Annotated in this window: 18 protein-coding genes and 6 tRNA genes; 8 read left to right on the top strand and 16 right to left on the bottom strand. The window is 41.4% G+C overall.

The features are described from left to right. Positions 1 to 336 precede the first annotated feature (336 nt). Positions 337 to 2,208: a methyl-accepting chemotaxis protein gene (locus EGC80_RS12510; protein WP_124013606.1), complete on the top strand. Its 1,872-nt coding sequence runs from the start codon at positions 337 to 339 to the stop codon at positions 2,206 to 2,208. A gap of 577 nt (positions 2,209 to 2,785) precedes the next feature. Here EGC80_RS12510 and EGC80_RS12505 read toward each other — a convergent pair. From EGC80_RS12505 to EGC80_RS12490, 5 genes are all read right to left on the bottom strand, one after another. Next, a complete protein-coding gene (locus tag EGC80_RS12505) occupies positions 2,786 to 3,322 on the bottom strand; it encodes a DUF2335 domain-containing protein (protein WP_124013607.1) in 537 nt (178 codons plus the stop codon). Then, complete coding sequence (locus EGC80_RS12500; RefSeq protein ID WP_124013608.1) at positions 3,319 to 3,684, bottom strand: hypothetical protein; 366 nt, start codon at positions 3,682 to 3,684, stop codon at positions 3,319 to 3,321. The genes EGC80_RS12505 and EGC80_RS12500 overlap by 4 nt, the downstream gene beginning before the upstream one ends. Positions 3,685 to 4,352: 668 nt before the next feature. Continuing rightward, positions 4,353 to 5,543: a site-specific integrase gene (locus EGC80_RS12495; protein WP_124013609.1), complete on the bottom strand. Its 1,191-nt coding sequence runs from the start codon at positions 5,541 to 5,543 to the stop codon at positions 4,353 to 4,355. A 56-nt stretch (positions 5,544 to 5,599) separates the two neighbouring features. Next, positions 5,600 to 5,767: a hypothetical protein gene (locus tag EGC80_RS22440; protein ID WP_164839462.1), complete on the bottom strand. Its 168-nt coding sequence runs from the start codon at positions 5,765 to 5,767 to the stop codon at positions 5,600 to 5,602. Between the two features lie 98 nt (positions 5,768 to 5,865). Continuing rightward, positions 5,866 to 5,955: transfer RNA gene (locus EGC80_RS12490), tRNA-Ser, on the bottom strand. 274 nt (positions 5,956 to 6,229) lie between these two features. On the opposite strand from EGC80_RS12490, the gene EGC80_RS12485 reads away from it, so the two are divergent. Together EGC80_RS12485 and fabA are read left to right on the top strand one after the other, a co-directional pair. Then, positions 6,230 to 7,969, top strand: coding sequence for an AAA family ATPase (locus EGC80_RS12485; RefSeq protein WP_124013656.1), 1,740 nt, complete (start codon positions 6,230 to 6,232; stop codon positions 7,967 to 7,969). Between the two features lie 75 nt (positions 7,970 to 8,044). Next, the gene (gene fabA / locus EGC80_RS12480; RefSeq protein WP_124013610.1) at positions 8,045 to 8,560 is read left to right on the top strand and encodes a bifunctional 3-hydroxydecanoyl-ACP dehydratase/trans-2-decenoyl-ACP isomerase; all 516 of its coding nucleotides are present in this window, start codon (positions 8,045 to 8,047) and stop codon (positions 8,558 to 8,560) included. Between the two features lie 102 nt (positions 8,561 to 8,662). Here the strand turns inward: fabA and rmf are convergent, their stop codons facing one another. The 5 genes from rmf to rlmKL form a co-directional block, all read right to left on the bottom strand. Then, complete coding sequence (gene rmf / locus EGC80_RS12475; RefSeq protein WP_011638106.1) at positions 8,663 to 8,839, bottom strand: ribosome modulation factor; 177 nt, start codon at positions 8,837 to 8,839, stop codon at positions 8,663 to 8,665. Between the two features lie 231 nt (positions 8,840 to 9,070). Next, positions 9,071 to 10,960: a DUF3466 family protein gene (locus EGC80_RS12470; protein ID WP_124013611.1), complete on the bottom strand. Its 1,890-nt coding sequence runs from the start codon at positions 10,958 to 10,960 to the stop codon at positions 9,071 to 9,073. Positions 10,961 to 10,985: 25 nt separating this feature from the next. After that, on the bottom strand, positions 10,986 to 12,902 hold the full coding sequence (locus EGC80_RS12465) for an ABC transporter ATP-binding protein (RefSeq protein WP_124013612.1): 1,917 nt from the start codon (positions 12,900 to 12,902) through the stop codon (positions 10,986 to 10,988). Between the two features lies 1 nt (position 12,903). Continuing rightward, positions 12,904 to 13,140, bottom strand: coding sequence for a glutaredoxin family protein (locus tag EGC80_RS12460; protein ID WP_124013613.1), 237 nt, complete (start codon positions 13,138 to 13,140; stop codon positions 12,904 to 12,906). Beyond that, entirely contained in the window at positions 13,127 to 15,265 is a 2,139-nt protein-coding gene (gene rlmKL, locus EGC80_RS12455; protein WP_124013614.1) for a bifunctional 23S rRNA (guanine(2069)-N(7))-methyltransferase RlmK/23S rRNA (guanine(2445)-N(2))-methyltransferase RlmL, read from the bottom strand. The genes EGC80_RS12460 and rlmKL overlap by 14 nt, the downstream gene beginning before the upstream one ends. Before the next feature lie 294 nt (positions 15,266 to 15,559). On the opposite strand from rlmKL, the gene EGC80_RS12450 reads away from it, so the two are divergent. From EGC80_RS12450 to EGC80_RS12430, 5 genes are all read left to right on the top strand, one after another. Next, positions 15,560 to 15,635 (top strand) — tRNA-Met (locus EGC80_RS12450). 45 nt (positions 15,636 to 15,680) lie between these two features. After that, positions 15,681 to 15,756, top strand: a tRNA-Met gene (locus tag EGC80_RS12445). 45 nt (positions 15,757 to 15,801) lie between these two features. Then, a tRNA-Met gene (locus tag EGC80_RS12440) sits at positions 15,802 to 15,877 on the top strand. Between the two features lie 185 nt (positions 15,878 to 16,062). Next, a tRNA-Met gene (locus EGC80_RS12435) sits at positions 16,063 to 16,138 on the top strand. A 180-nt stretch (positions 16,139 to 16,318) separates the two neighbouring features. Then, a tRNA-Met gene (locus tag EGC80_RS12430) sits at positions 16,319 to 16,394 on the top strand. Positions 16,395 to 16,923: 529 nt separating this feature from the next. Here EGC80_RS12430 and EGC80_RS12425 read toward each other — a convergent pair. The 6 genes from EGC80_RS12425 to aroC form a co-directional block, all read right to left on the bottom strand. Beyond that, on the bottom strand, positions 16,924 to 17,295 hold the full coding sequence (locus EGC80_RS12425) for a rhodanese-like domain-containing protein (RefSeq protein WP_124013615.1): 372 nt from the start codon (positions 17,293 to 17,295) through the stop codon (positions 16,924 to 16,926). A gap of 424 nt (positions 17,296 to 17,719) precedes the next feature. Further along, positions 17,720 to 18,259 (bottom strand): RNA methyltransferase, encoded by a 540-nt coding sequence (locus tag EGC80_RS12420; protein ID WP_124013616.1) that lies wholly within the window; start codon positions 18,257 to 18,259, stop codon positions 17,720 to 17,722. Positions 18,260 to 18,281: 22 nt separating this feature from the next. Further along, positions 18,282 to 18,560: a YfcL family protein gene (locus EGC80_RS12415; protein WP_101030253.1), complete on the bottom strand. Its 279-nt coding sequence runs from the start codon at positions 18,558 to 18,560 to the stop codon at positions 18,282 to 18,284. A gap of 3 nt (positions 18,561 to 18,563) precedes the next feature. Next, positions 18,564 to 19,700, bottom strand: coding sequence for an ATP-NAD kinase family protein (locus EGC80_RS12410; RefSeq protein WP_124013617.1), 1,137 nt, complete (start codon positions 19,698 to 19,700; stop codon positions 18,564 to 18,566). A 36-nt stretch (positions 19,701 to 19,736) separates the two neighbouring features. Next, complete coding sequence (locus EGC80_RS12405; RefSeq protein WP_124013618.1) at positions 19,737 to 20,918, bottom strand: MFS transporter; 1,182 nt, start codon at positions 20,916 to 20,918, stop codon at positions 19,737 to 19,739. Next, positions 20,918 to 22,012, bottom strand: a complete 1,095-nt coding sequence (gene aroC, locus EGC80_RS12400) for a chorismate synthase (protein ID WP_124013619.1) — start codon at positions 22,010 to 22,012, stop codon at positions 20,918 to 20,920. The genes EGC80_RS12405 and aroC overlap by 1 nt, the downstream gene beginning before the upstream one ends. Between the last annotated feature and the right edge of the window lie 65 nt (positions 22,013 to 22,077).

The following is a 22,077-nucleotide window of genomic DNA, read 5'->3' as shown; positions in this document are numbered from 1 at the left end:
CAATCGATCAAAACTAAATTGAAACGGTACTAGATGTAACGATTTCAAACAAGGATATTACAAGTGAGATTTATATAGTTGCGGGGTTTTACATTGGCTGATATTTCAACTACAAATAAATATTCTTAATTAGTCAATCATATTGATTAATCGCTACACAGATCAAGGTTACACTGTAAATCATTGACTTTTATTTCGTTTTTTTATTATGTATGCGAAAATAATTACACGATTCAGATGGTTCTCCATCTCCATTCACATTCTAAATTCAGCTACCAAATGGCTGTATTTATTTCCGTTTTTCAATTTAATTCAACAACAGTATTAGCACTCAATATGAAGTCATATTCACTAAAGAAAAAGATATTGTTATCGGTTGTCCTCGCCCTTGCGGTTGTCATTGGACTGCTATCGTGGCACAGCTATTCCACCCAAAAAACCTTGTTACTGCAAAGTAGTGTTGATCAGGTAAACCAATCTGGTAAACAACAAGCGATGCGAATTGGAGAATGGTTGGCTGATCGCCAACGAGTCATCTCTTCTGTCGCCACTAAGGTCGAAGGTGATGCGCTCAATGCCTTGCAGCAAGCACAAATCTCCGGCGATTTTCAGCTGGCCTATTTCGGTAACAGCAATGGCGTCATGGTCGACGCAGATCCGAGCATTGATCGTACCGGCTACGATCCTAGATCCCGTCCTTGGTACCGTCAAACGCAACAAGCAGGCGGGCCAATTATGACCAAGCCTTACATGGGTGTGGCCATTAAAGTACCGATCGTCACTATGGCTCAACCGACCCGCAATGGCGTTGTCGGTGGTGATTTATCGATTGCCAGTTTAGTGGATAGCGTCAACGAAATGTCGCTGCCAGCCAACGGCTATGCCATCATGATGCATAAAGACGGTACCGTAATTGCCTATAAAGATTCAAGTAAATTGATGGGCAAAGTTACCGATATTGACGCTCAGCTAAACAGTCAATTAATCCAATCGAGCCGCCAGTCAGGTCAATTTGCTTCAGCTTATTTTGACTCTGAAGGCCGAGATAAACTGCTATGGGGTGTTGAGATCCCTAACACCGATTGGCAACTCGTTTTTGTACTCGACAAACTAACTCTAGAAGCACCACTGACCAGTTTAATGTTAACCCAATTAGGGCTGGCTATATTAGTATTAATTATCAGTGTGCTAGCGATTTCATGGTTATTAAGCCTGTTACTTGGGCCATTAAGCCGAGTGTCTCAAGCCTTATCACGCATCGCTGACGGCAATGGTGATTTAACCCAACGCATCACAGTCGACAGTCAAGATGAAGTCGGCGTGCTAGCAGACAGCTTTAACCGCTTTGTGAGCAGTCAACATCAACTGATCAGCCATATTCGTCAACTGGCGACCGAACTGAATTTAGATGCAGAGCAGAGTCTGCTCACAAACCAATCTAGTGTCGATGAACTACAACGCCAACAACAAGAAGTGGCAATGGTTGCCACTGCAGTTACCGAAATGTCGAGCGCAACTCAGGAAATTGCTACTAATGCTGAAAGTACTGCCGCGGCGGCGCAGCAATCAGCCCAAAGCAGTACTCAAGGTAAAGCTTTGGTCGATAAAACCCGCACCACCATTAATTCATTAGCATTGGAAGTTGATGAAAACACGACAGTGATGGGTGAATTAAGCGTTCATGCACAAGCAATTTCTGGCATTTTAACTACGATTCAGGGGATTGCAGAGCAAACTAACTTATTGGCATTAAATGCGGCCATTGAAGCTGCACGTGCTGGTGAGCAAGGTCGAGGTTTTGCCGTGGTTGCAGATGAAGTGCGAGTGTTATCACACCGAACTCAAGACTCTACCGCAGAGATTTATACCACTATCGAAACCTTGCAAAATACCACGAAACAAGCAGTTAACTTGATGGATAGTAGCAAGGGATTGGCGAGTAACAGTGTTGATGATGTTAACGCTGCAGCACAAGCTATCGAAGAGATCACCCAAGCGGTGAATGTGATTTCTGACATGGCGGGACAAATTGCCATCGCAGCAGAAGAGCAAACACAGGTGACGAGCGAAATAACGAAGAATACAGTCGCGATAAAAGATGTCACCGATCAGATCACCTCATCGGCTATGACCCATCTAAACCAAGCTAAAATGCTCAAAGACCGTGCAACAGATTTGAGCAAGAAAGTCGCCACCTTCATTTTGTAAGCCTGCGTTATTGGCCTAGTGCAGGCTTATTACTAAGCAAGAACATCCTGCCTAATGCCAGTTAATACCTGGATAAGTCTTTTGAGGTAAAAGTGAGTTAGCTTTGCCTCAAAGATTTACCACAATAAAACTCAATCATCACTTGAATCTTGAGGAGGGATAGCTTGCTTGTAACAAAGAGGAGCCCTTGGGTTCAAAGTCCTATCTTTCGCCCAAACAAAAGGCCTTATCTTTCGATAAGGCCTTTTTGTTGAATGTGGCGGATGGATAGCGATCTGAAAAATAGGAACCCTAGGTTCAAAACTATTACAGACACAAAAAAGCCCGCTTTGATAAGCAGGCTCTTTCATTTAATGTGGCGGAGGGATAGGGATTTGAACCCAAGAAACCAGCCACAAAATAAAACTAAAATTCATTATAATCAACAACTAATAGAAAAATCACATCTCAAATTGTGAACATTCGTAGTCGATATGTGACATTTAAATATTTATCGTATAATTTATGATTATTCTACTTTAAATAATAAAACCGAATCTTAAGTATAAATAAAAAATTGACCAACACTAAATAACATTTAATCAGGACTCTTGGTTGAGTTTTTATTCTTTAAGAAAGCGACAACAATGCCTACAACTGTTGTGCCACCAATAACCAAGGCTACAGCGGTTTTATCATTTAAAGCCAGATAAAACGCCCCTACTATACAAATTAAAACTACAATAAAAGCCAATATAAGTGAAAGCTGTTGAGTAAATATTTCTCTTTTGTGAGCAGCATCAGATTGTTCGACTTCCAATTTTTGAACTTCTATCTCTTTACTTTTAAGCTCTAAAATTTTCGAGTGTTGTTTTATTTTTTCAGTTTGGCTATTTTCAGCCATCGACATCATGCGATCTGGGAGTTCAGGAAGTATAACCGAATACTTTTGAAGGTCATCGGGTGAAGGCATAGGTCCACGATGTGAAGTATGTACTTCTATATACTGGCTCAAAACTCTTCCAGCTTCTGGATCATTTACTGATACCCTTTCGAGAACACCCTCTATTGATTCAGGTTCATCGTTCTCTTGAACGTTATTTTTTTCAGTATTTCCTGCTCCATTTTCACTCATTTTTTTGTCTCGACCTTCCTTGAGTTTTTTAAACGTAATTGATTAGAATGTGCATCAAATTCATTAATAGCATCAATAAGTTCATTCAGAGAGATTTTATCTCCAAGATCTATAGTATGTTCATATGACTTAAAGTAACTTTTGAAAACATTTTTTTTAGCTTGACGAGCTTCATCATCAACAAGACGATCAAATGACTTTGATATTTCATAAATGCTATCTGCCCAAGCAGAAGAAACATTACTATTGTTCAAATCATAAGATAATTTAATGCTATGAGTTTTTCTTTTTACTTTCTTCGGCTCTGGAACAATATCAACCAAAGAGCCTAAAGCTGTTTGAAATTGAAGTATATTTTCCATTTTTCTCTCTTAAAAAATTGTTTAAAACACCGTTTAGGACACATTCAAATTTGTATACTGCACATTTACAAATTGATTTACGCTATCCTTATAATACTTGACATCGTAGCATTTTACAGTCAAAAAGCTAAAAAAATTCTACATTGATTAACTTTACTTTCCTTATATGACAAAAACATTCATTTCCAGCTCGATTTATGTGTTTTTTGAGATACCCAGCCTCCCTTGCCCGTAGCTCCTATCCGACCTTTTGGAACAAAAGTGGGATAGGAGCGTACCGGGTTACGTACTAGTCCCACATAATTGTGGGCTGCTTTGGCTTCGCACTCACTGAGTGCGAAGCGGTTTAAATTGCATTCTTTACGTGAAAAGTTACGTGAAATTAACGCGAAAAGGTGAAAATTCGATTTCTCAGCCGATTGTTAACACTGTGAGAGCAAATTTTGTGTGTAAAGTCACTCAGGATTGACTGACTGCTGTCATTTGTTCCATCCTACGGTGACCAATTAAATCAAAAAATCGTTCATACAAATCAGTTTCTTCAATCCTACGGGCGAAAATTGGCGTAAAAAGTATAAAACGATACAGCTAGTGACGGACTAAGCGGTATGTCGTGCCTAATACCGCATCGGCAAGTGTTCCTCTTGACCCCTTTTCAATCAAACGCTTTATATGGGTTGTAACAAATTCAGCACGTATTCGACTTTATCCACCACTGGTTTGAGTGTTTTCACATCATATTGCTTACCGTATCGTCCATAGGTGATGTTGTGATAAACGTGTCCAACAAGCTGTGCCACCATCGATTCTTCTATTTGCAGTTGTTTAAGCTCATCAATAAAGGTGTGACGGAATGAGTATGCTGTAGGTCGTTTACCTGCGATAAAGTCTAGTTGGTCGAGTAATTTGCCAAACTCACGACAGAACTTGTGTGACCAAACGCCATCGCTGCTGGGTTGATAATGAAATAATGGGCTGCTTGTTAGATGACTATTTTTAAACTGACTGGTTTTTGATGTTCGGTCAATAATGGTGTGAACGAAATCAATAAAACCGAGCTCAATGAGTTTTTGATGTAGCGGAACGGTTCGTTTTGACTGTGTGGTCTTGAGTTGTTGGCTCATGCCCTCATTGGTGACGTGAATGACGTTGATGCCATCGATTACGCTTATATCATTACTGTGTAGCTGACAGGCTTCTGAAGGCCGTAAACCGTGATAGAGCATCAATAGCGTTATCCATTTAAAGTCGGCTTGTTTATCGATAAAGTCTTGTGATTGCAGTACGTGTTTTAGTTGCTCTGGTTGCCAGCGCTGACGCGCTAAATCGTGCCCAGCTTGATTACTTGGCTTTGACAGTTTCACTTCATCAAACGGGTTAGCGCTGGTGTAGCGCATCAGTTTGCACCACTTAAAGAACTGCGACACCGCCGCTAGGTAGTCTTTGTTACTCTTATGGCTTCGCCCTTCTTCGAGCAAGCAATCCTTGTATTCCATCGCCTCAGCGCTGGTAATGTCGAATACATCATCTAAGTGGGTTCGCTCAATAAAGTGGCCTATACGTTGATTTAGCTGCTTTACCGTTAACACTGAGACAGACTGCTTTTTTTTAGACGCAATAAACTTAATTAGTGCATCCGTTAATGTGACGTTATCTACTGAATTTGTTTGCTTTTTACTACCCGAACTATTTAAAAAAGCCAAGTTTGTTGATGAGGGGTAATTGTCATATGTCGCACTATTATGGGCTAATTGCGTTGGCCGAGTAGGAATAAACTGGATGATTTCCCGCACTGGCTTGGCGTTTTCATCAAGCGTTTCTGTTACCCCAACAAAGCCTACACGGGCATCATTAATCAATTGATTAACGTGTGCTTTAAATGCATCTGGCTGTGATTGTGGCGTTAAGCTACTGATTAATGGTCGTAGATACCCGCAACCACAAGGTTACGGCCAATAGCGATTGAGCGCTGTTTAGTGAGCAAAGATACTTTGATGTCGGCAGCGAAGCCTTTATCACGCAAATAAGCAGGCAACACCATGCGGGTGTAATAGGTACAATTTGTGGCTCTGAATAGGTACATATGTCTCAGTCATCCGTTTTGGGTCTGAGAATATGATTTTTCAAATGCTAGAAAGCAAAAAAGCCATTGATTATCAATGGCTTTTTCACTTTAGAATGTGGCGGAGGGATAGGGATTTGAACCCTAGAACGGGATAAACCGTTGCCGGTTTTCAAGACCGGTGCATTCGACCACTCTGCCATCCCTCCGAACGGGCTGAATAATATAAGTAACGCGTTTGGTTGTAAACCATAAAGTTAAAAAAAACATCTGAATGCATAGCATTTAATCAGCATGTTCATATTTTTGTCGTCATTGAAGCATTATTTAATAACCCCGAGGTCCGTTGGATGGCTTTTGTGGGCTGAAATCACCTCAATAACCATGAGATGACCTCTAAGGGTGGAATCTGCTAAGGCTTTACGGCGCTTTATGCTAATATCATTGTATTATTTTTCGTTGTCGCAGCTAAATTACCACTATATGAATTCAACGCTATTGCCTAGTGCCAAACTCGCTCCTCAATATCATTTACCTGATCCATCGACTTCAGCTTTTTTCCCAAGTCATATATTACTTGGCCAAGAACGCGTTGTTGATACCTTCAAACTAATGAGCAAAATTGATTCGCAACATTTATTTCTTGCTGATTTTTTGGGTGTCGATAGACCACTATTTATCGATGCGTTGGTTACCCAAGCGAATACGCCTTCAAACCATTACCTTGTTGCCACTAAAAAGTCGCAAGAAGATGGAGATATTCAGTTTAAATGGCAGCAAACACTCCCCCCTGAACATGTGGGGATTATTGCCAAACAAGAGTCGCTTTGTTGTTATTTACAAGGAACGATTCGCCGGGCAGATCTGCTCGGGAAAATGATGAAAACGGATAAATCCAGCGTGTATAAACCTGGTGCATTGGCGACAAATCATTTTGTGTTTATTTGCTTAACGTCATTATGGCAGCGTGAAAGCTTGTGGGATTTGTTGATGCAAATTATCCACGATGGTTTTTATCGTATCAATAATGAGTTAACCCCGATCCCACTTAATTGTAAAATTGTGCTTGTGGGCTCTGGGTTATCGTATAGTCAGCTTCGTGTTGAAGATCGCAACTTTAATCGTCACTTCCCGTTACTGGCTGAAATGAGTAATGAAGTCGATTTGACACAGCATCCTGAATCTTCATATGTGCAGTGGCTGAACGTTCTTGCCCATGCTGAATCGGTTGAGTTAGAGCTATCAAGTTTATTACCGTTATTTTGGTATAGCTCTCGTTTGGTTGAACATCAGCAACGTTTGAGCTTAAGTATGTTGGAGTTTAGGCAGCTATTAGGACAAGCAAAAGCTTATTCTGGTCAATCTGTATTAAATGCTTCTGCGATAGCGAAAGCACTCGAAAAATTAAAGTTCCGTCACAATAGCTCTGAAGTATATTCGGCTCAAAGTTTTGATGACAATTTTATAAATCTGCCCACTAAAGGCGCTATGGTAGGCCAAATTAATGCCCTGACTGTTATAGATACAGGCGATTATACCTACGGTGAACCAGCAAGAATTACCTCGTCTGTTCATTACGGTGACGGTGAAGTAGCAGATATTGAACGTAAATCAGAGCTGGGTGGCAATATTCATGCAAAAGGCATGATGATCCTCTCGGCTTGCTTGTACCGTATTTTTGGCCGTGATGCGCCTCTACATCTCAATGCTAATATTGTGTTTGAGCAGTCTTATCAAGAAATCGACGGTGATAGCGCTTCACTCGCTGAGTATTGCTGTTTAATGTCTGCCATAGCAGAACAGCCCATTATCCAAAGTTTAGCGGTAACGGGCGCATTAGATCAGTTTGGCAATGTACAAGCTATTGGTGGTGTGAATGAAAAAATTGAAGGTTTCTTTAATTTATGTCAACGTCGGGGCTTAACAGGAGAACAAGGTGTTATTATGCCTAAAGCCAATGTATTACAGCTTAATCTCGAACCTGTTGTAATTGAAGCCATTGATACAGGATTATTTCATATCCATGCTATTGAGCATATGGATCAAGCGGTTGAACTACTGATGCAAATGCCTGCTGGAGTCGCCAATGAAGAGAACGACTTTGCTGAAAATACGCTGTACGGATTAGTACAACAGCGTTTAGATAAATTAGCAGGACAAGATGATGACGACGTGGAATTGAACTTTTTTGCTAAATTGTTAGCTCGATTACGGATTATTTAGTGATCGGAGTTGTTTAGCTTACACGTGTTCGCTATCTTATTGGGATTATCAATCAATTAAGTGGTACCGATTTAAATGGAAAAAGCTAATAGTTTCACTAAAGAGCAACTTGTCGCATGTGGTCATGGCAATCTTTTAGGGCCAAATAGACCACGTTTACCTGTCGACAATATGTTGATGATTGATCGTATCATTACCATTAATCAAGATGGCGGTGTATATGGTAAAGGTGAAATTGTTGCCGAACTCGATATCACCCCAGATCTTTGGTTTTTTGATTGTCACTTTATCACTGACCCAGTAATGCCTGGTTGTTTAGGCCTAGATGCGATGTGGCAACTTGTCGGTTTCTTCCTAGGCTGGGAAGGCGCTGAAGGGAAAGGTCGTGCATTAGGTGTCGGTGATGTGAAATTTACCGGACAAGTTTTGCCCGATGCAAAGAAAGTCACTTACAAGCTTAATATTAAACGTAAGATTCACCGCAAACTGGTGATGGGTATTGCAGATGCCACGATGGAAGTCGATGGCCGTCAAATATATTCAGCAACTGATTTGAAAGTGGGTGTTTTCAGCGACACATCAACATTCTAAATACACTCGCTTATGTGGTGACAGCGTTAATTTACGTTATTCAATGCCCTCCGACATTCGTCGTGAGGGCATTTTGTTAAGTGTTGCTTGTTAAGTTAAGTGTTACTTATTAAATAGGCCATTAAGACGGCCATCAATACCTTCACGCCATCCGCCTAACCATTGAGACCGTGAATCCAGATTCGAATGGGGACAAACCTCCTTAGAACGCCCTCCTACTCCGGCTTGAAATCCTTTTGAAAATGCTCTGTCTAAACGATCTCTTTTCTGTCTTTTCATGCATACGTCCTCTTCAGTGACAGGCTTCTGTTTGACATGATGAAGCTGAAGCCTTAAACATAGGAATAGAACGTTTTTGACCAAAATCAATTAAAAATAACCTCATTTTAATGCTTTTTTATTAAAGTATTGAGAATTAAGTTAAAAAAAATCGAGGAATTTATCCTCGATTTTCTGTGTTTCTAGACTACCCCATGTTTGAGGTGCTAAATGACTGTGATTACCGTAAGCCTATTTTTTCACTCGGCGACGTAACCATAATAATGGCAAGGTGAATAACCAAGCAAAACTGGCCGCACCTTTGCGTACATAAGCCTCTTCTTCAACGGCATCCGATGTGTTACACGCTTCACCAGAAGTTGGCTTCAAAATCACCATTCGCGGCAAATACGCTGTCACTGGGTCGCCGTTACCGTCTAGTTCAAATAACGGTAGGTTATTTTCACCGACAAGCACATTACCAGTAATGGCATCTGTTTGATATTGTGGTTTACGAATAAACGCCGTACCGACGATAGTGCCGTCTTCATTAATATTATTAGCTTCAACAACTTGAATGTCGGTGTTGTAGTTTAAAATTTCACCGGTGCCGTCTTGAATACTCACTTGATGACGAGCCCACTCTCCATCGGTATTCTGTTCGTAGCCTTTAGAACCGCAGGTAAGGCGATCATTTAAATTAACAAACTCACTGGTGTTATTGTCAAATAAGAACCCCACTTTTGGACGAGGCTTTTCTTTGTCGTAAGTTGATTCAATATAACCGACAACTTGGCCTTTATTATTGATATCTTTAGGTTTGCTACTTAAATCCGACAATGTGGTTTGGAAGTCATTCGGCGTAACAATTCCTTGTTCTGGATTATTAGTATCTAACGTGAAGAATTTATCACGTAAATAACCACCAATATATTTGCGATAACTGCCCACTAACATACCATCATTGTTAATATCATATGCGATAGAGCTAGTGACGTCGTCATCCATATCTACCCAATTATATTGATATTCACCGTTGGCATTCTTTTTCCAGTAAGCAGCATCAAAATATAATTTATCGGTGTCGCCATTACGATAAACATGTGAGCGTCCGGCCAAATCATCATTGCCGTTAACACCTAATGCTTGGGCAGTATAAATTAGCGTTGAATCATCGTCTGGAGTCAGTCCTAACGGTAATTGAGTTCGCTCAGGTACACCGGTATCGTCTAGGTTGTTTAAATCCCACACTAAAGCGCGTGTTTGATAAAGAATGTAACGACGGCTGTTAGTGTCTGGATACTGAGAATCTTGAATACAAACAGCGAGTGGCGTAGGATTATCTGCATCGGTGTCTTCTGCGCTTGCAATACAGCTATCTACACGGTCAACACTTGATGACACTAATGCGGTACTACCATAACCGACAACAAGGTTATTATCGTTTACGTCCGCTGCTACTGATGAACCGCCTAACTCAACGGTCGCAGCGCTAGTATCACCGTCTTGTAGACGTTCATAGGTAGTGTAAGGAGGAAGCAATGAATATTCGACGTCATCTTTCACTGCGATAGCACGCAGTTCAAAATCACGATAATACCAAAGCTCTTGGGTGGTACTGGTACCTTCATAAGCTAAGGTTTTTTCTACGCCAGTATAAGCACCTACTTTGGTGCCATTACTGTTAAGGCCATAGAAGAAGCTATCAATTGAATTAACAACTAGTTCACCATCACTGTCTTCGTCAGTAGGATTAGTAGTACCAGCTAGGCTATAAAATGAAGGTTTCCAAGCGCCTTCAGCGGCATTTGCACTGGTAGTGACGGTGAAGTTATTTGCCTCTATTGGTGTTAATACTGAATAGGTAATTTCTTCCGCATCAGAAATACCATCTTCAACATCAATGATGCCGCCTTCAATGTCTTCGGTGCTAAGTTTCTTTTTACCTTTTGAAATACCGACAACTTCATCTTCACTGTTCACCGCCATGGCATAGCCATTACGTGTACCGTCAATGGTGCCATTTAGGTCGAAATCTTCAATATTAACAATTTCATATACTGGCGCAGCTTGAACTGTTCCAATGACACTTAATACACCTATCGCAACAAGGGATAAGGCTTTATCAAACTTTAACTTCATGTAACTATTCCTGTTTTATTATGCTTTACTTCAGTGACTCAAGCTCTTCCCATCGCTCAAAGCAAACGTCTAAATTTTGTTCTTTTTCTGCCAACAACTGCAGTGCTTTATTAACCGAATCCTGCGGTTGATTATAAAAATCAGCACCACCTACGGCTAACTGCATTTGCGCAATTTCTTGCTCGAGCTGTTCCATTTGGCCCGGAAGCGTATCTAATTCTTGTTGCAATTTATAAGACAGTTTTTTGGCTGTTTTCTCAGGGATGTTTACAGACTTTGTTTCAACCACTGCTGCAGGTTGGACAACATTACTGGCAACTGGTTCCTCAGAATAAAATTTTGCGCCTTGAGCCACCGCATCTTGATAACCACCAACATATTCTGCCCACTGACCATTACCTGCAAACCACCAGCTACTGGTGACAGTATTGTCAATAAATGCTCTATCGTGACTGACTATGAGTAATGTGCCTTCAAAATCAGCAAGTAGTGACTCTAACAACTCTAGGGTCTCAATATCAAGATCGTTTGTTGGTTCATCTAGAATAATTAGATTTGCTGGACGTAATAATAATCTCGCCAATAACAAACGATTCTTTTCACCACCAGAAAGTGCTTTGACCGGCGTACGGGCACGCATGGGTGAAAACAAGAAATCTTGTAGATAACTCAGAATATGACGATCTTGGCCATTAATAGTGACGGTACTTTTACCCTCACCCACGTTTTCTTCTACGGTTTTCTCAGGATCAAGCGCTTCACGATACTGGTCAAAATAGGCAACGTCTAACTTAGTGCCGACTTTAATTTCGCCAGACTGGGGTTGTAACTTTTCAATCAACAGTTTGATTAATGTCGATTTACCACAACCGTTTGGACCAATTAATGCTATACGATCGCCACGCATTACCGTAGTACTGAAGTTTTTAACTAAATTTTTATCCGGTAAATTATAGTTAAGATCTTTAATATCAAAGACTAACTTTCCAGAACGGTCGGCGTCAGACACGGCCATTTTGGCGTTACCTAGACGATTTAAACGCTCGCTACGTTCAGTTCGTAATGCTTTTAGCGCTCGAACACGACCTTCATTTCGAGTACGACGAGCCTTAACACCCTGACGGATCCAGGTTTCTTCATCAGCAAGTTTTTTATCGAAATGAGCGTTTTTCTCGGCTTCTACCCGTAACCATTCTTGCTTACCATCTAAATATGCTTGGTAGTTACCTGGAAACGAAATGACCACACCACGATCTAAATCGACAATACGTGTTGCCATTCGTTGAATAAAGCCACGGTCATGGCTTACAAACACGATTGCGCCTTTAAAGCTTAATAAGAATTGCTCTAACCACTCAATGGTATCGATATCTAAATGGTTAGTAGGTTCGTCAAGCAGCAGTAAATCAGGGTTAACAACGAGTGCGCGAGCTAATGCCACTTTACGCTGCCAACCGCCAGACAACTCATTCAATGGCTGATCGGGATCTAAGCCTAATAACTGACAGTTTTGAATAATACGCGAATCTAATTGCCAACCGTCATTGTGATCTAACACTTCTTGCAGACGCTGCATTTGATTGAGCATACGATCCATCTGCTCAGGATTAGCTTCTGCAACATCATGAGATAATTGATGATACTTTTCTAACGCTTCACCAATTTCTTTAAGACCCGCCGCGATATAAGCGTAAACCGTTCCGGTTTCTGCTTTAGGTGGGTCTTGTTGTAAACGACTAACATTAACGTCATTTGTAATATTAAACTCACCATCATCAAGTAATACATCACCTGATAGCACTTTCATTAAACTTGATTTACCGGCGCCGTTACGACCGACGATACACACGCGCTCACCAGGTTCAATGGTAAAGTCTGCATTTAGCAGCAAAGGAATGTAACCGTAGGCTAACGAGCCATTATTAATCCGTACCAGACTCAATCTAAACTCCTAAAAATTTTTGTAATTGTGCGGCATCGAAAGGCCAGAATAACTCACGCTCTCCCTGTACAAATACAGGAATGCTCATGTTATAACGCTCTGTAAGTGATGCGTTATCACAAATATCGATGTGCTGATAATGTATTGCGGTTTGCTCAACCAGTGCTTGGGCTATATCACACAGATGGCAACCCTCTGTGTGATAAAGCACATAAGCTACTGCACTATTTTTTTGCATGAGTCAGTAGCCACACATTATGGATATGTGGATTACGTTTATAATCCAGCGGTAAACATAGATGGTCGATATTAGTCACGTCGATACCCGCTTGGTTCAACGTTTCGATATCCATTTTAAATTTACGCTTGTTATTTGAAAAAACAAGTTCGCCATTTGGAGACAGTAGTTTAATTAATCCGCCTAACATCTCTGCATGATCCCGTTGTACATCCCAACTGTCTTCCATGCGTTTTGAATTTGAAAACGTAGGAGGATCAATAAAAATAAGGTCAAACTTCTGTTGACTGTTGTCTTTAATCCACTGTAAGCAGTCTGCTTGAATAAAGTCATATTGCTTACCGGACAATCCATTTAAGGCGAAGTTTTCTTTAGCCCAATTGATGTAGGTATTAGACATGTCGATTGTAGTGACCGATTTAGCCCCGCCAATCGCAGCATGTACAGATGCAGAACCAGTATAAGCGAATAAGTTAAGGACATTTTTGCCCTTTGCTTTATCACCGACCAATTTGCGTGTAACACGATGATCAAGAAACAAACCAGTATCTAAATAACCGGTTAAGTTAAGCTTGAATTTAGCACCATATTCTTGAGTGATAACTTCCAATTTACGCTCGTCAATCTTTTGATACTGATTGGCGCCTTTCTGACGTTCGCGGGTTTTTAAGGTAATGCGATCGGGATGGATACCTAATGCGCCTGGCAATGCTAATAGCACGTCACTAAGACGACGTTTAGTCACTGCTTCTGGAATGGTTGCTGGAGCTGAATACTCTTGAATAACCACATAATCGACATACTTATCAATCGCAACGTTATACTCTGGTAAATCTGCATCATATAAACGGTAACTGTCGATGCGCTCTTTTTTAGCCCATTTTTCAAACTGTTTAATATTCTTTTTAATACGATTAGCAAATGCTGGGGCGATATCAGTAATATCAGCACCTTCTGGCAATACAGGCACATCTCGACGAGTACTGTTTGCGTGTAAGGTATAAATGTTAAAAGCACATTCTAATGCACCGTTGAACATTTTCATTTGCTTATCCGCTTTTAATTTAAGCGATGAAATCAGCTCTATGTCGCTACATAACATGGCAATTTTCCAGCCACCAAACTCTTTCTTAAACTTATCACCTAACTGGTAATAGAGTTGTAAAAGTTCAGTGACATTTCCCAAACGCTCACCGTAGGGTGGGTTCGAAATTAAAAAGCCTTCACTTACGGGAGGCGTCACATCCAGCGCATCTGAAACACTAAATTCAATTAATTCAGCTACGCCAGCATTTTCAGCATTACGTTGAGCAATAGAAATCAAGTGCGGTGCTATATCTGATCCGTAAAATTTGAGTTTACAACGTGTTTTACCCAAGGTTGCACGCGCTTGAGCTTCGTCAAAAATAACCTGCCACATGGCTTTATTGTGGCTCTGCCAATTTTCGAAACCAAATTTTTCACGTTTAAGTCCAGGAGCAATGTCTGCAGCCATTAATGCAGCTTCAATCAATATCGTACCGCTACCACAAAATGGGTCAAGCACAGTAATTGGATTTGCTTGCCAGCCACTACGTACCAACATATTGGCAGCAAGGTTTTCTTTTAATGGTGCCTCACCTGTTGTTGAACGGTATCCGCGTTGATGTAATGAAGCGCCAGAGAAATTCATTGAAATAGTTAGTTGACCATTACGGTAATGAGCATCAATTTTAAAATCTGGATTGACACGTTCAACATCCGGACGCACTGTACCATCATCGCGAAAGCGATCTACAACAGCATCTTTAATTTTCAGCGCACCAAATTGAGTGTTATTAATAAAACCACCCGTGCCATGAAAATCAATACTGAAGGTTTTTTTATGGGAAAAATGCGATGGCCAATCAATGCAGTATGCTGCGTTATAAAGTTGCTCAGCAGAATCACAAGCTCCTTTATAGATCACTAATACGATACGACTCGCTAGGCGAGTCCATAATGTAATTCGATAAGCCAGTTCTAGTGGAGCACAAAAATACACTCCAGCAACACTTTCTTTAACGTCGGTTGCGCCAAACTCTTTAAGTTCAGAAGCAAGGCTATATTCGAACCCCTTTGGGGCTGCAGCAAAAAAATTAAACATGTATTAGTCAGTCATCGGTTACGCAAAATTCAGTGCAACATTATACCTGCACAAACACATAACCCCAATGACTTATCGAAATGGGCTGCAAAATTCGCTTATTTTAGGGTTAATTTCTCAATATCGTACGATAAAGCAGTGACTCGCTTATTTTACCAGCAAATAAAAGACTACCCCTAGATTTTACTTGCAAATATAAACGGGGATCGCTATAGTTCGCCCCGCTTTGAAGCAGACAGTTAAACGCGCTAACTAGCAAGTTTAACATGGCAGATTGAAGCAGTATTTATCGGACGCGGGATGGAGCAGTTGGTAGCTCGTCGGGCTCATAACCCGAAGGTCGTAGGTTCAAGTCCTACTCCCGCAACCATTTCTTTAATCAATAGAATAAAAACAATTGATAGCGTTTGTCGGACGCGGGATGGAGCAGTTGGTAGCTCGTCGGGCTCATAACCCGAAGGTCGTAGGTTCAAGTCCTACTCCCGCAACCATTTCTTTAGTCAATAGAATTAAAATAATTGATAGCGTTTGTCGGACGCGGGATGGAGCAGTTGGTAGCTCGTCGGGCTCATAACCCGAAGGTCGTAGGTTCAAGTCCTACTCCCGCAACCATTTCTTTAATCAATAGAATTAAAATAATTGATAGCGTCTATCGGACGCGGGATGGAGCTGTTGTTATCTCGTCGGGCTCAACTTTTTATAAATAAAGAGTCGAAGGTCGTAGTTTTTATCAAGTCCTACTCCCGCAAACATTTCTTTAGTCAATAGAATTAAAATAATTGATAGCGTTTATCGGACGCGGGATGGAGCAGTTGGTAGCTCGTCGGGCTCATAACCCGAAGGTCGTAGGTTCAAGTCCTACTCCCGCAACCATTTCTTAGTAATAAGAATATTAAACGTCTAGTCTTATAGGACGCGGTTCTAGAAATTGATGATTCATCGGGCTCAGCTTTTTATAAATAAAGAGTCGAAGGTCGTAGTTTTATCAAGTCCTACTCCTGCAACCATTTCTTTAGTCAATAGAATAAAAATAATTGATAGCGTTTTATCGGACGCGGGATGGAGCAGTTGGTAGCTCGTCGGGCTCATAACCCGAAGGTCGTAGGTTCAAGTCCTACTCCCGCAACCATTTCTTTAGTCAATAGAATTAAAATAATTTATAGCGTTGTCAGATGCATAATGGAACAATTGCTAGATCGTCGGGCTCAGCTTTTATAAATAAAGAGTCGAAGGTTGTAGTTTTTTATCAAGTCCTACTCCCGCAACCATTTTTATTGTTATTCCTCTCTTTAAAACTTCCTAGTGTTACCCCATCAAACTTAAATTAATGCATTTACCCATGTCCATTGCTAAATAAAGCAGTCACTCGCTGGGCTCAGCTATTCATAACCTCTGGCAAGGACAATTATCCGAACAATAGTTTCACTTTCCGCCTCCTATAGCACAACTGAAAGTGCTTCAAGCATATCAATCGATCTGGGTGACACTATGAAGGACGGTTGAGTGCAATTAAACGAACCTGATTATTAGTTTGTTACAAAATCATCAGCTGAATTTTTCGATCGCATTCATACGCCTTAAAGACTCGTTAGAACCAGACAACACGAGTACAGCCTGAACAATGCAAAAATATTAACGTCATACTTAGTCTCTCTGCCCTAATGTGTCATAGTTGATGTTGGCAACTTTGACTGCCACCAGCTAAGCATTCCTCCCTCAAGTTGATAAACATCCTCAAACCCGAACTGGTTAAGTTTTCTAACGCCTGGGATGCTACGATGGGCTGATAGACATATCACGACGGTGGTTATCTCTTGTGATAGATCAAGCTGTTTTATAGTGTCAATTGAAAGCTTTGTTATGGGCAGATTTAACGAGCCTTCGATATGTGACTTATTCCATTCCATTTTCGTTCGAACATCTACAATCTGAATATCATTTGTCTTAAGACGCTTATACACCTCTTCGGCGTTCATTTCTGGCATATTTCCAAACGGTAACCACTGAGATAAACTCGTTAATATCGACATCTATATATTCCTAAAAAGGCTTCATTCTGAACCATTAAGTCTTACGAAGTCATCAATCTAATGACGGTTACTTGACCTTTAGCACAAACCTCACTATTCGCATTTAAGGGCACTTCGACGCTTGTCTTCCTACACAACTTCTACCACTTAAGTTCATAATTCAAGCTTTTATCAATGAATGTTCCACATTTAAACCACGTCTAAAAAACTAACATTAGCAAATAACCTCATTCTCAAGCTTCTATTTGGCATGTTTATGCTATTGCGCTTAATATCATGACAATTAATTAACAAGGCCAATTAACACCGCCGCTTTGTCTATGTGACTTGGTAGCCCTCAGTGTCAGTGAATTTTTACCTTAAAACGCTTAAATAAAAATGCCGGATGATTTCTCATCCGGCATTTATTGTATTCTCAGGAAAATTACTTTAACCAATGCTTCACTTTGGTACGATTGTTATTATCCCGGCTTTGTCTAATCAGCTCATCACCAGCATCCATTTGGGTCATTTTTGCAAGGCGATCATAAAGCAGTACATTCACTGATGCAGCTAAATTCATGCAGCCAACGGTTGGTACGTAAACTACCGCTGTTGCTGCATCAATCAATTGCTGAGGAATAGTGCCATCTTCTGGACCAAAAATATAAAATGCATTTTCGGGATGAGTAAATAAAGGCAATGGCGTTGCCCCAACGACGAGATCAACACACACAATCGTTGCTCCGTCAGGCACGCTATCGAGTAATGACTCGACGCCGACCAAAGGAATGCGCTTTGCAGCATCTTTAGTGTCCACATCGTATTGAGCATCACCCGACTTAGCGGCCAATTCGTAACGTTTACCGGTATAGCAAACATTATCGACCCGATAACAGCCTGCAGCACGCATGATGCCACCGACATTGACTGGGGTTTTAGGATTAACTAATCCAATTGTCACTCTCGTTTGAATATTTTCCATAAAGCAGATTAATCTTTTCCGGTTATGCCGCTTGAACCACAATACGTTGACGTAATTGCAGCCATGCAGCTTCTACTAATGAAAAATCGTGTTCTTCTAACTCTTCATTTGCCAAGGCTAAGCATTTAACCAACTTGAGATCCAGAGCTGGTAGATCTTGTTCTGTTTCCACTTCTAATTCGGCTAATACTACCGCTATGTGACCTTGTAAATAACCACACGCAAATAATGCATCATCGTCGCTATTGCTAACACTGTCTTCCATCCAAGACTCTAATGCGGCATCGTACAGTTCTAACATGGTTTAGTTCTCCACTAAATCTGGGTTGGCAACCTGGTACATCACGTAATCATTGTAGCCAGTGACTATTTTGTAATAGCCTGTGAGTGCTTTGTCTAATTCAGGGTCGCCACTATCCACAATTAATGGCCTGCCTTCAAGTGCTTTAAGCTTAGTTTTTGTGGCTAAGATTAAAATATTGTCTTTTCCTATGCGTTTTATTAATTCTGGCGATAATTGTTGGTTACCGCGGCCCAATATGTGACCTTGACCACCAATTAAGGTTATCACCAATTTAGCAGGACAAGATTCTGTATCATTTGTGAGTTCAAGTAATTGCTTAGCAGTAACATCGCTGGCAATTAGCGCTTTATGTTGAATGACATCGACACCCAACAAGGTATTATCAATGCCTAAGTCTTCCATAACCGCCGCAACGGTACTACCTGAACCCATGATATAAAGCTCATCTTCCATAGACTCGATAATGTCAGCGGCAATATCAGCTAACACGAGTTCATCGACTTCTTTGCCACCCATTTTTACCGCTTGAATATATCTAGGCTCAGCAGGAACCATCATTTCGCCAAAGCGTTTGGCTCTGACAGTGCCTTGCCTAAACGCAACTTCATCAATATCCATTACATCGGCTGACATTAAACTGACTAACTCACCTTTTAACAACATGCTCACCACGAGCCCTGAAGCATGAGGCGTAATGCCATAAACACCTGAATGAATTTTGACTCCGGCAGGAACGCCTAATACAGGTAGCTTGTCTTCAACCACGGCAGAAATATCGCGAGCAGTGCCATCCCCCCCCGCAAAAAGCAGTAAATCCAACTGTTGTTCAAGTAAATAAGTTACCGCTTGCTGAGTATCTAGCGAAGATGTCGTTGCACTACAGGTATACACCGCATTTGTTTGAAACCCCATTTGACGACACAAATCTGCACCCATGTCGCCCGATGCAGTGATAATATCAATCGTGTCAGCAAAAGGTAACACTACCGCTAAGGCTTGTTGCATCCGCTGCTGCGCTTTAGGTATGGCTCCTTTGGCAATGGCATCATTAGCAACACCATCAGAGCCTTTTAAACCGACACTCCCACCTAATCCTGCCAGTGGATTAATAATTACCCCTAAACGAAAACGTTTCACGTCGACTCCTTGCTGTTGCGACAACACTATTTTAGATTAACTTTGTGGTGCGTTTGCGGATGCTTCGCCATTGATATTTGGGATCATCATAACCGCAAGCATTGATAAAAAAGCACAACTTGCTGCAAATATCCAAACCCACATAATTTGACTACCATCCCCCCAAATCATGCCACTTATCCATGTGCCTAATGCACCGCCCACACCAAAACTGACACTGGCATATAATGCTTGCCCTGTGCTCCGGTGACTGACATTAAAGTGTCGATGAATAAAATGGATTGAGGCCGCATGCACTAAACCAAAGGTAAATGCATGCAATAATTGGCTGATTATCAATAATGAAGCGTATTCAACGCCAAAGGCTAACAGTAACCAACGAATAACCGTCAGTAAAATACTCACCACGAGTAATACTCGGATACCGTATTGGCGAATAAGGCGAGATGAATAAAAAAAGATAACGATTTCGGCTAGAACGCCTAAGGCAACCAGCAAACCAGCGATGGTCTCAGAGTAGCCAACCTGTTTTAGATACAATACAAAAAAGCCATAAAATGGTCCGACACTCATCTGGAGTAACATTGCAGACAACATAAACCACACTAATGAGGCATCAAGCTTAAGCTTAGGTCGTTCGGACTTATTGACGACAACGCTGCGGTTAGCAGGCAAAGGTAACGAACACGCAAACAAACCTAAAAACAATATCATGCCCATATAAGGCAACACTTCAGGGCCCCAATAATCAATGGCAAGACCACCACTGATCACCAACACGATATAACCCACACTGCCCCAACTGCGAATAGCGCCATAACGCTCAGCTTTGTCACCTAGCGTTTCTAAGGTAATCACTTCTAGCTGAGCTAAAATCGCATTCCAAAAAAACGTGTATATCGCCAGACTAATCGCTAAATAGACAAAGCTGCCATCAAAGAAAAAACTGATATAGGTGATCGCCGCGGCACAAGAACCTAATTTAATCAGTTCTGAACGCATGCCAGTTCGATCAGCAACCGCCGCCCACACATTAGGTGCGACAATGCGAGTAGCCATTAATATCGCCAACAAAAAACCTATCTCTTGGGCATTGAAGCCTCGACTGTCAAAGAAAACCCCCAAATAGGGGACCATGATGCCAAGAATAGAAAAGAAAAAGAAATAACAAGCCCTGAGCCAGCGTAAATCCGGCTCAGGGCATTTAACTGAGGACATTAGCGCATTCCGATAACGGGCGTTTGTCTGGTCACATCGTGGTTTTGAGCACGATGTCTTAATAAGTGATCCATTAACACGATAGCAAGCATCGCTTCAGCAATGGGTACGGCACGAATTCCGACACAAGGATCATGACGACCTTTGGTGATCATCTCAATCGTTTCACCTTGTACTGTCATGCTTTGACCAGGCACACTAATGCTTGAGGTCGGCTTTAGCGCAATATGAGCCACAACAGGTTGACCGGATGAAATCCCCCCCAGAACTCCGCCAGCATGGTTCGACGCAAATCCTTGTGGTGACATTAAGTCGCGACCTTCAGAGCCTTTTTGAGTGACAACCCCAAAGCCATCACCCACTTCAACGCCCTTCACTGCATTAATGCCCATTAGTGCATGGGCAATGTCAGCATCGAGGCGATCAAATACTGGTTCACCTAACCCCACAGGTACGCCAGTTGCCACCACAGTTATCTTGGCACCAATCGAATCACCAGATTTACGTAAACCACGCATATACTCGTCCAATGCTTCTAATTTACTGGCATCAGGAAAGAAAAATGCATTTTGTTCAATTTGAGTTAAATCGATGGTCTCGGCGCAAATTGGCCCTAATTGAGCAAGATAGCCGTGGATTTCAATGCCATGAACTTGTTTAAGGTATTTTTTAGCAACCGCACCGGCAGCAACGCGCATTGCGGTTTCACGCGCAGACGAGCGACCACCGCCACGGTAATCACGCATGCCATACTTTTGCTGATAGGTATAATCAGCATGACCAGGACGAAAAGTGTCTTTTATGTCGGAATAGTCTTGGCTGCGTTGATCGGTATTCTCAATCAACAAACCAATAGAGGTGCCAGTCGTTTTACCTTCAAAGACGCCTGACAGAATTCTCACTTCATCAGCTTCACGCCGGGCAGTAGTGTAGCGTGACGTGCCAGGACGACGACGGTCTAAATCATGTTGCATATCTTCAACAGTTAACTCAAGCCCTGGAGGACAACCATCAATGATACAACCTAGAGCAACACCATGGCTTTCACCAAATGTTGTCACAACAAAGTTTTGGCCAATACTATTTCCTGACATGCGCGTTAACTACCTCTATTAATTATTCACTTTATTGAGTGCTATTCTTGTCGCTAATGTTATCG

This window comes from Shewanella psychromarinicola, assembly GCF_003855155.1.
GTDB lineage: Bacteria > Pseudomonadota > Gammaproteobacteria > Enterobacterales > Shewanellaceae > Shewanella > Shewanella psychromarinicola.
This window is presented reverse-complemented; position numbering and strand designations above follow the sequence as displayed.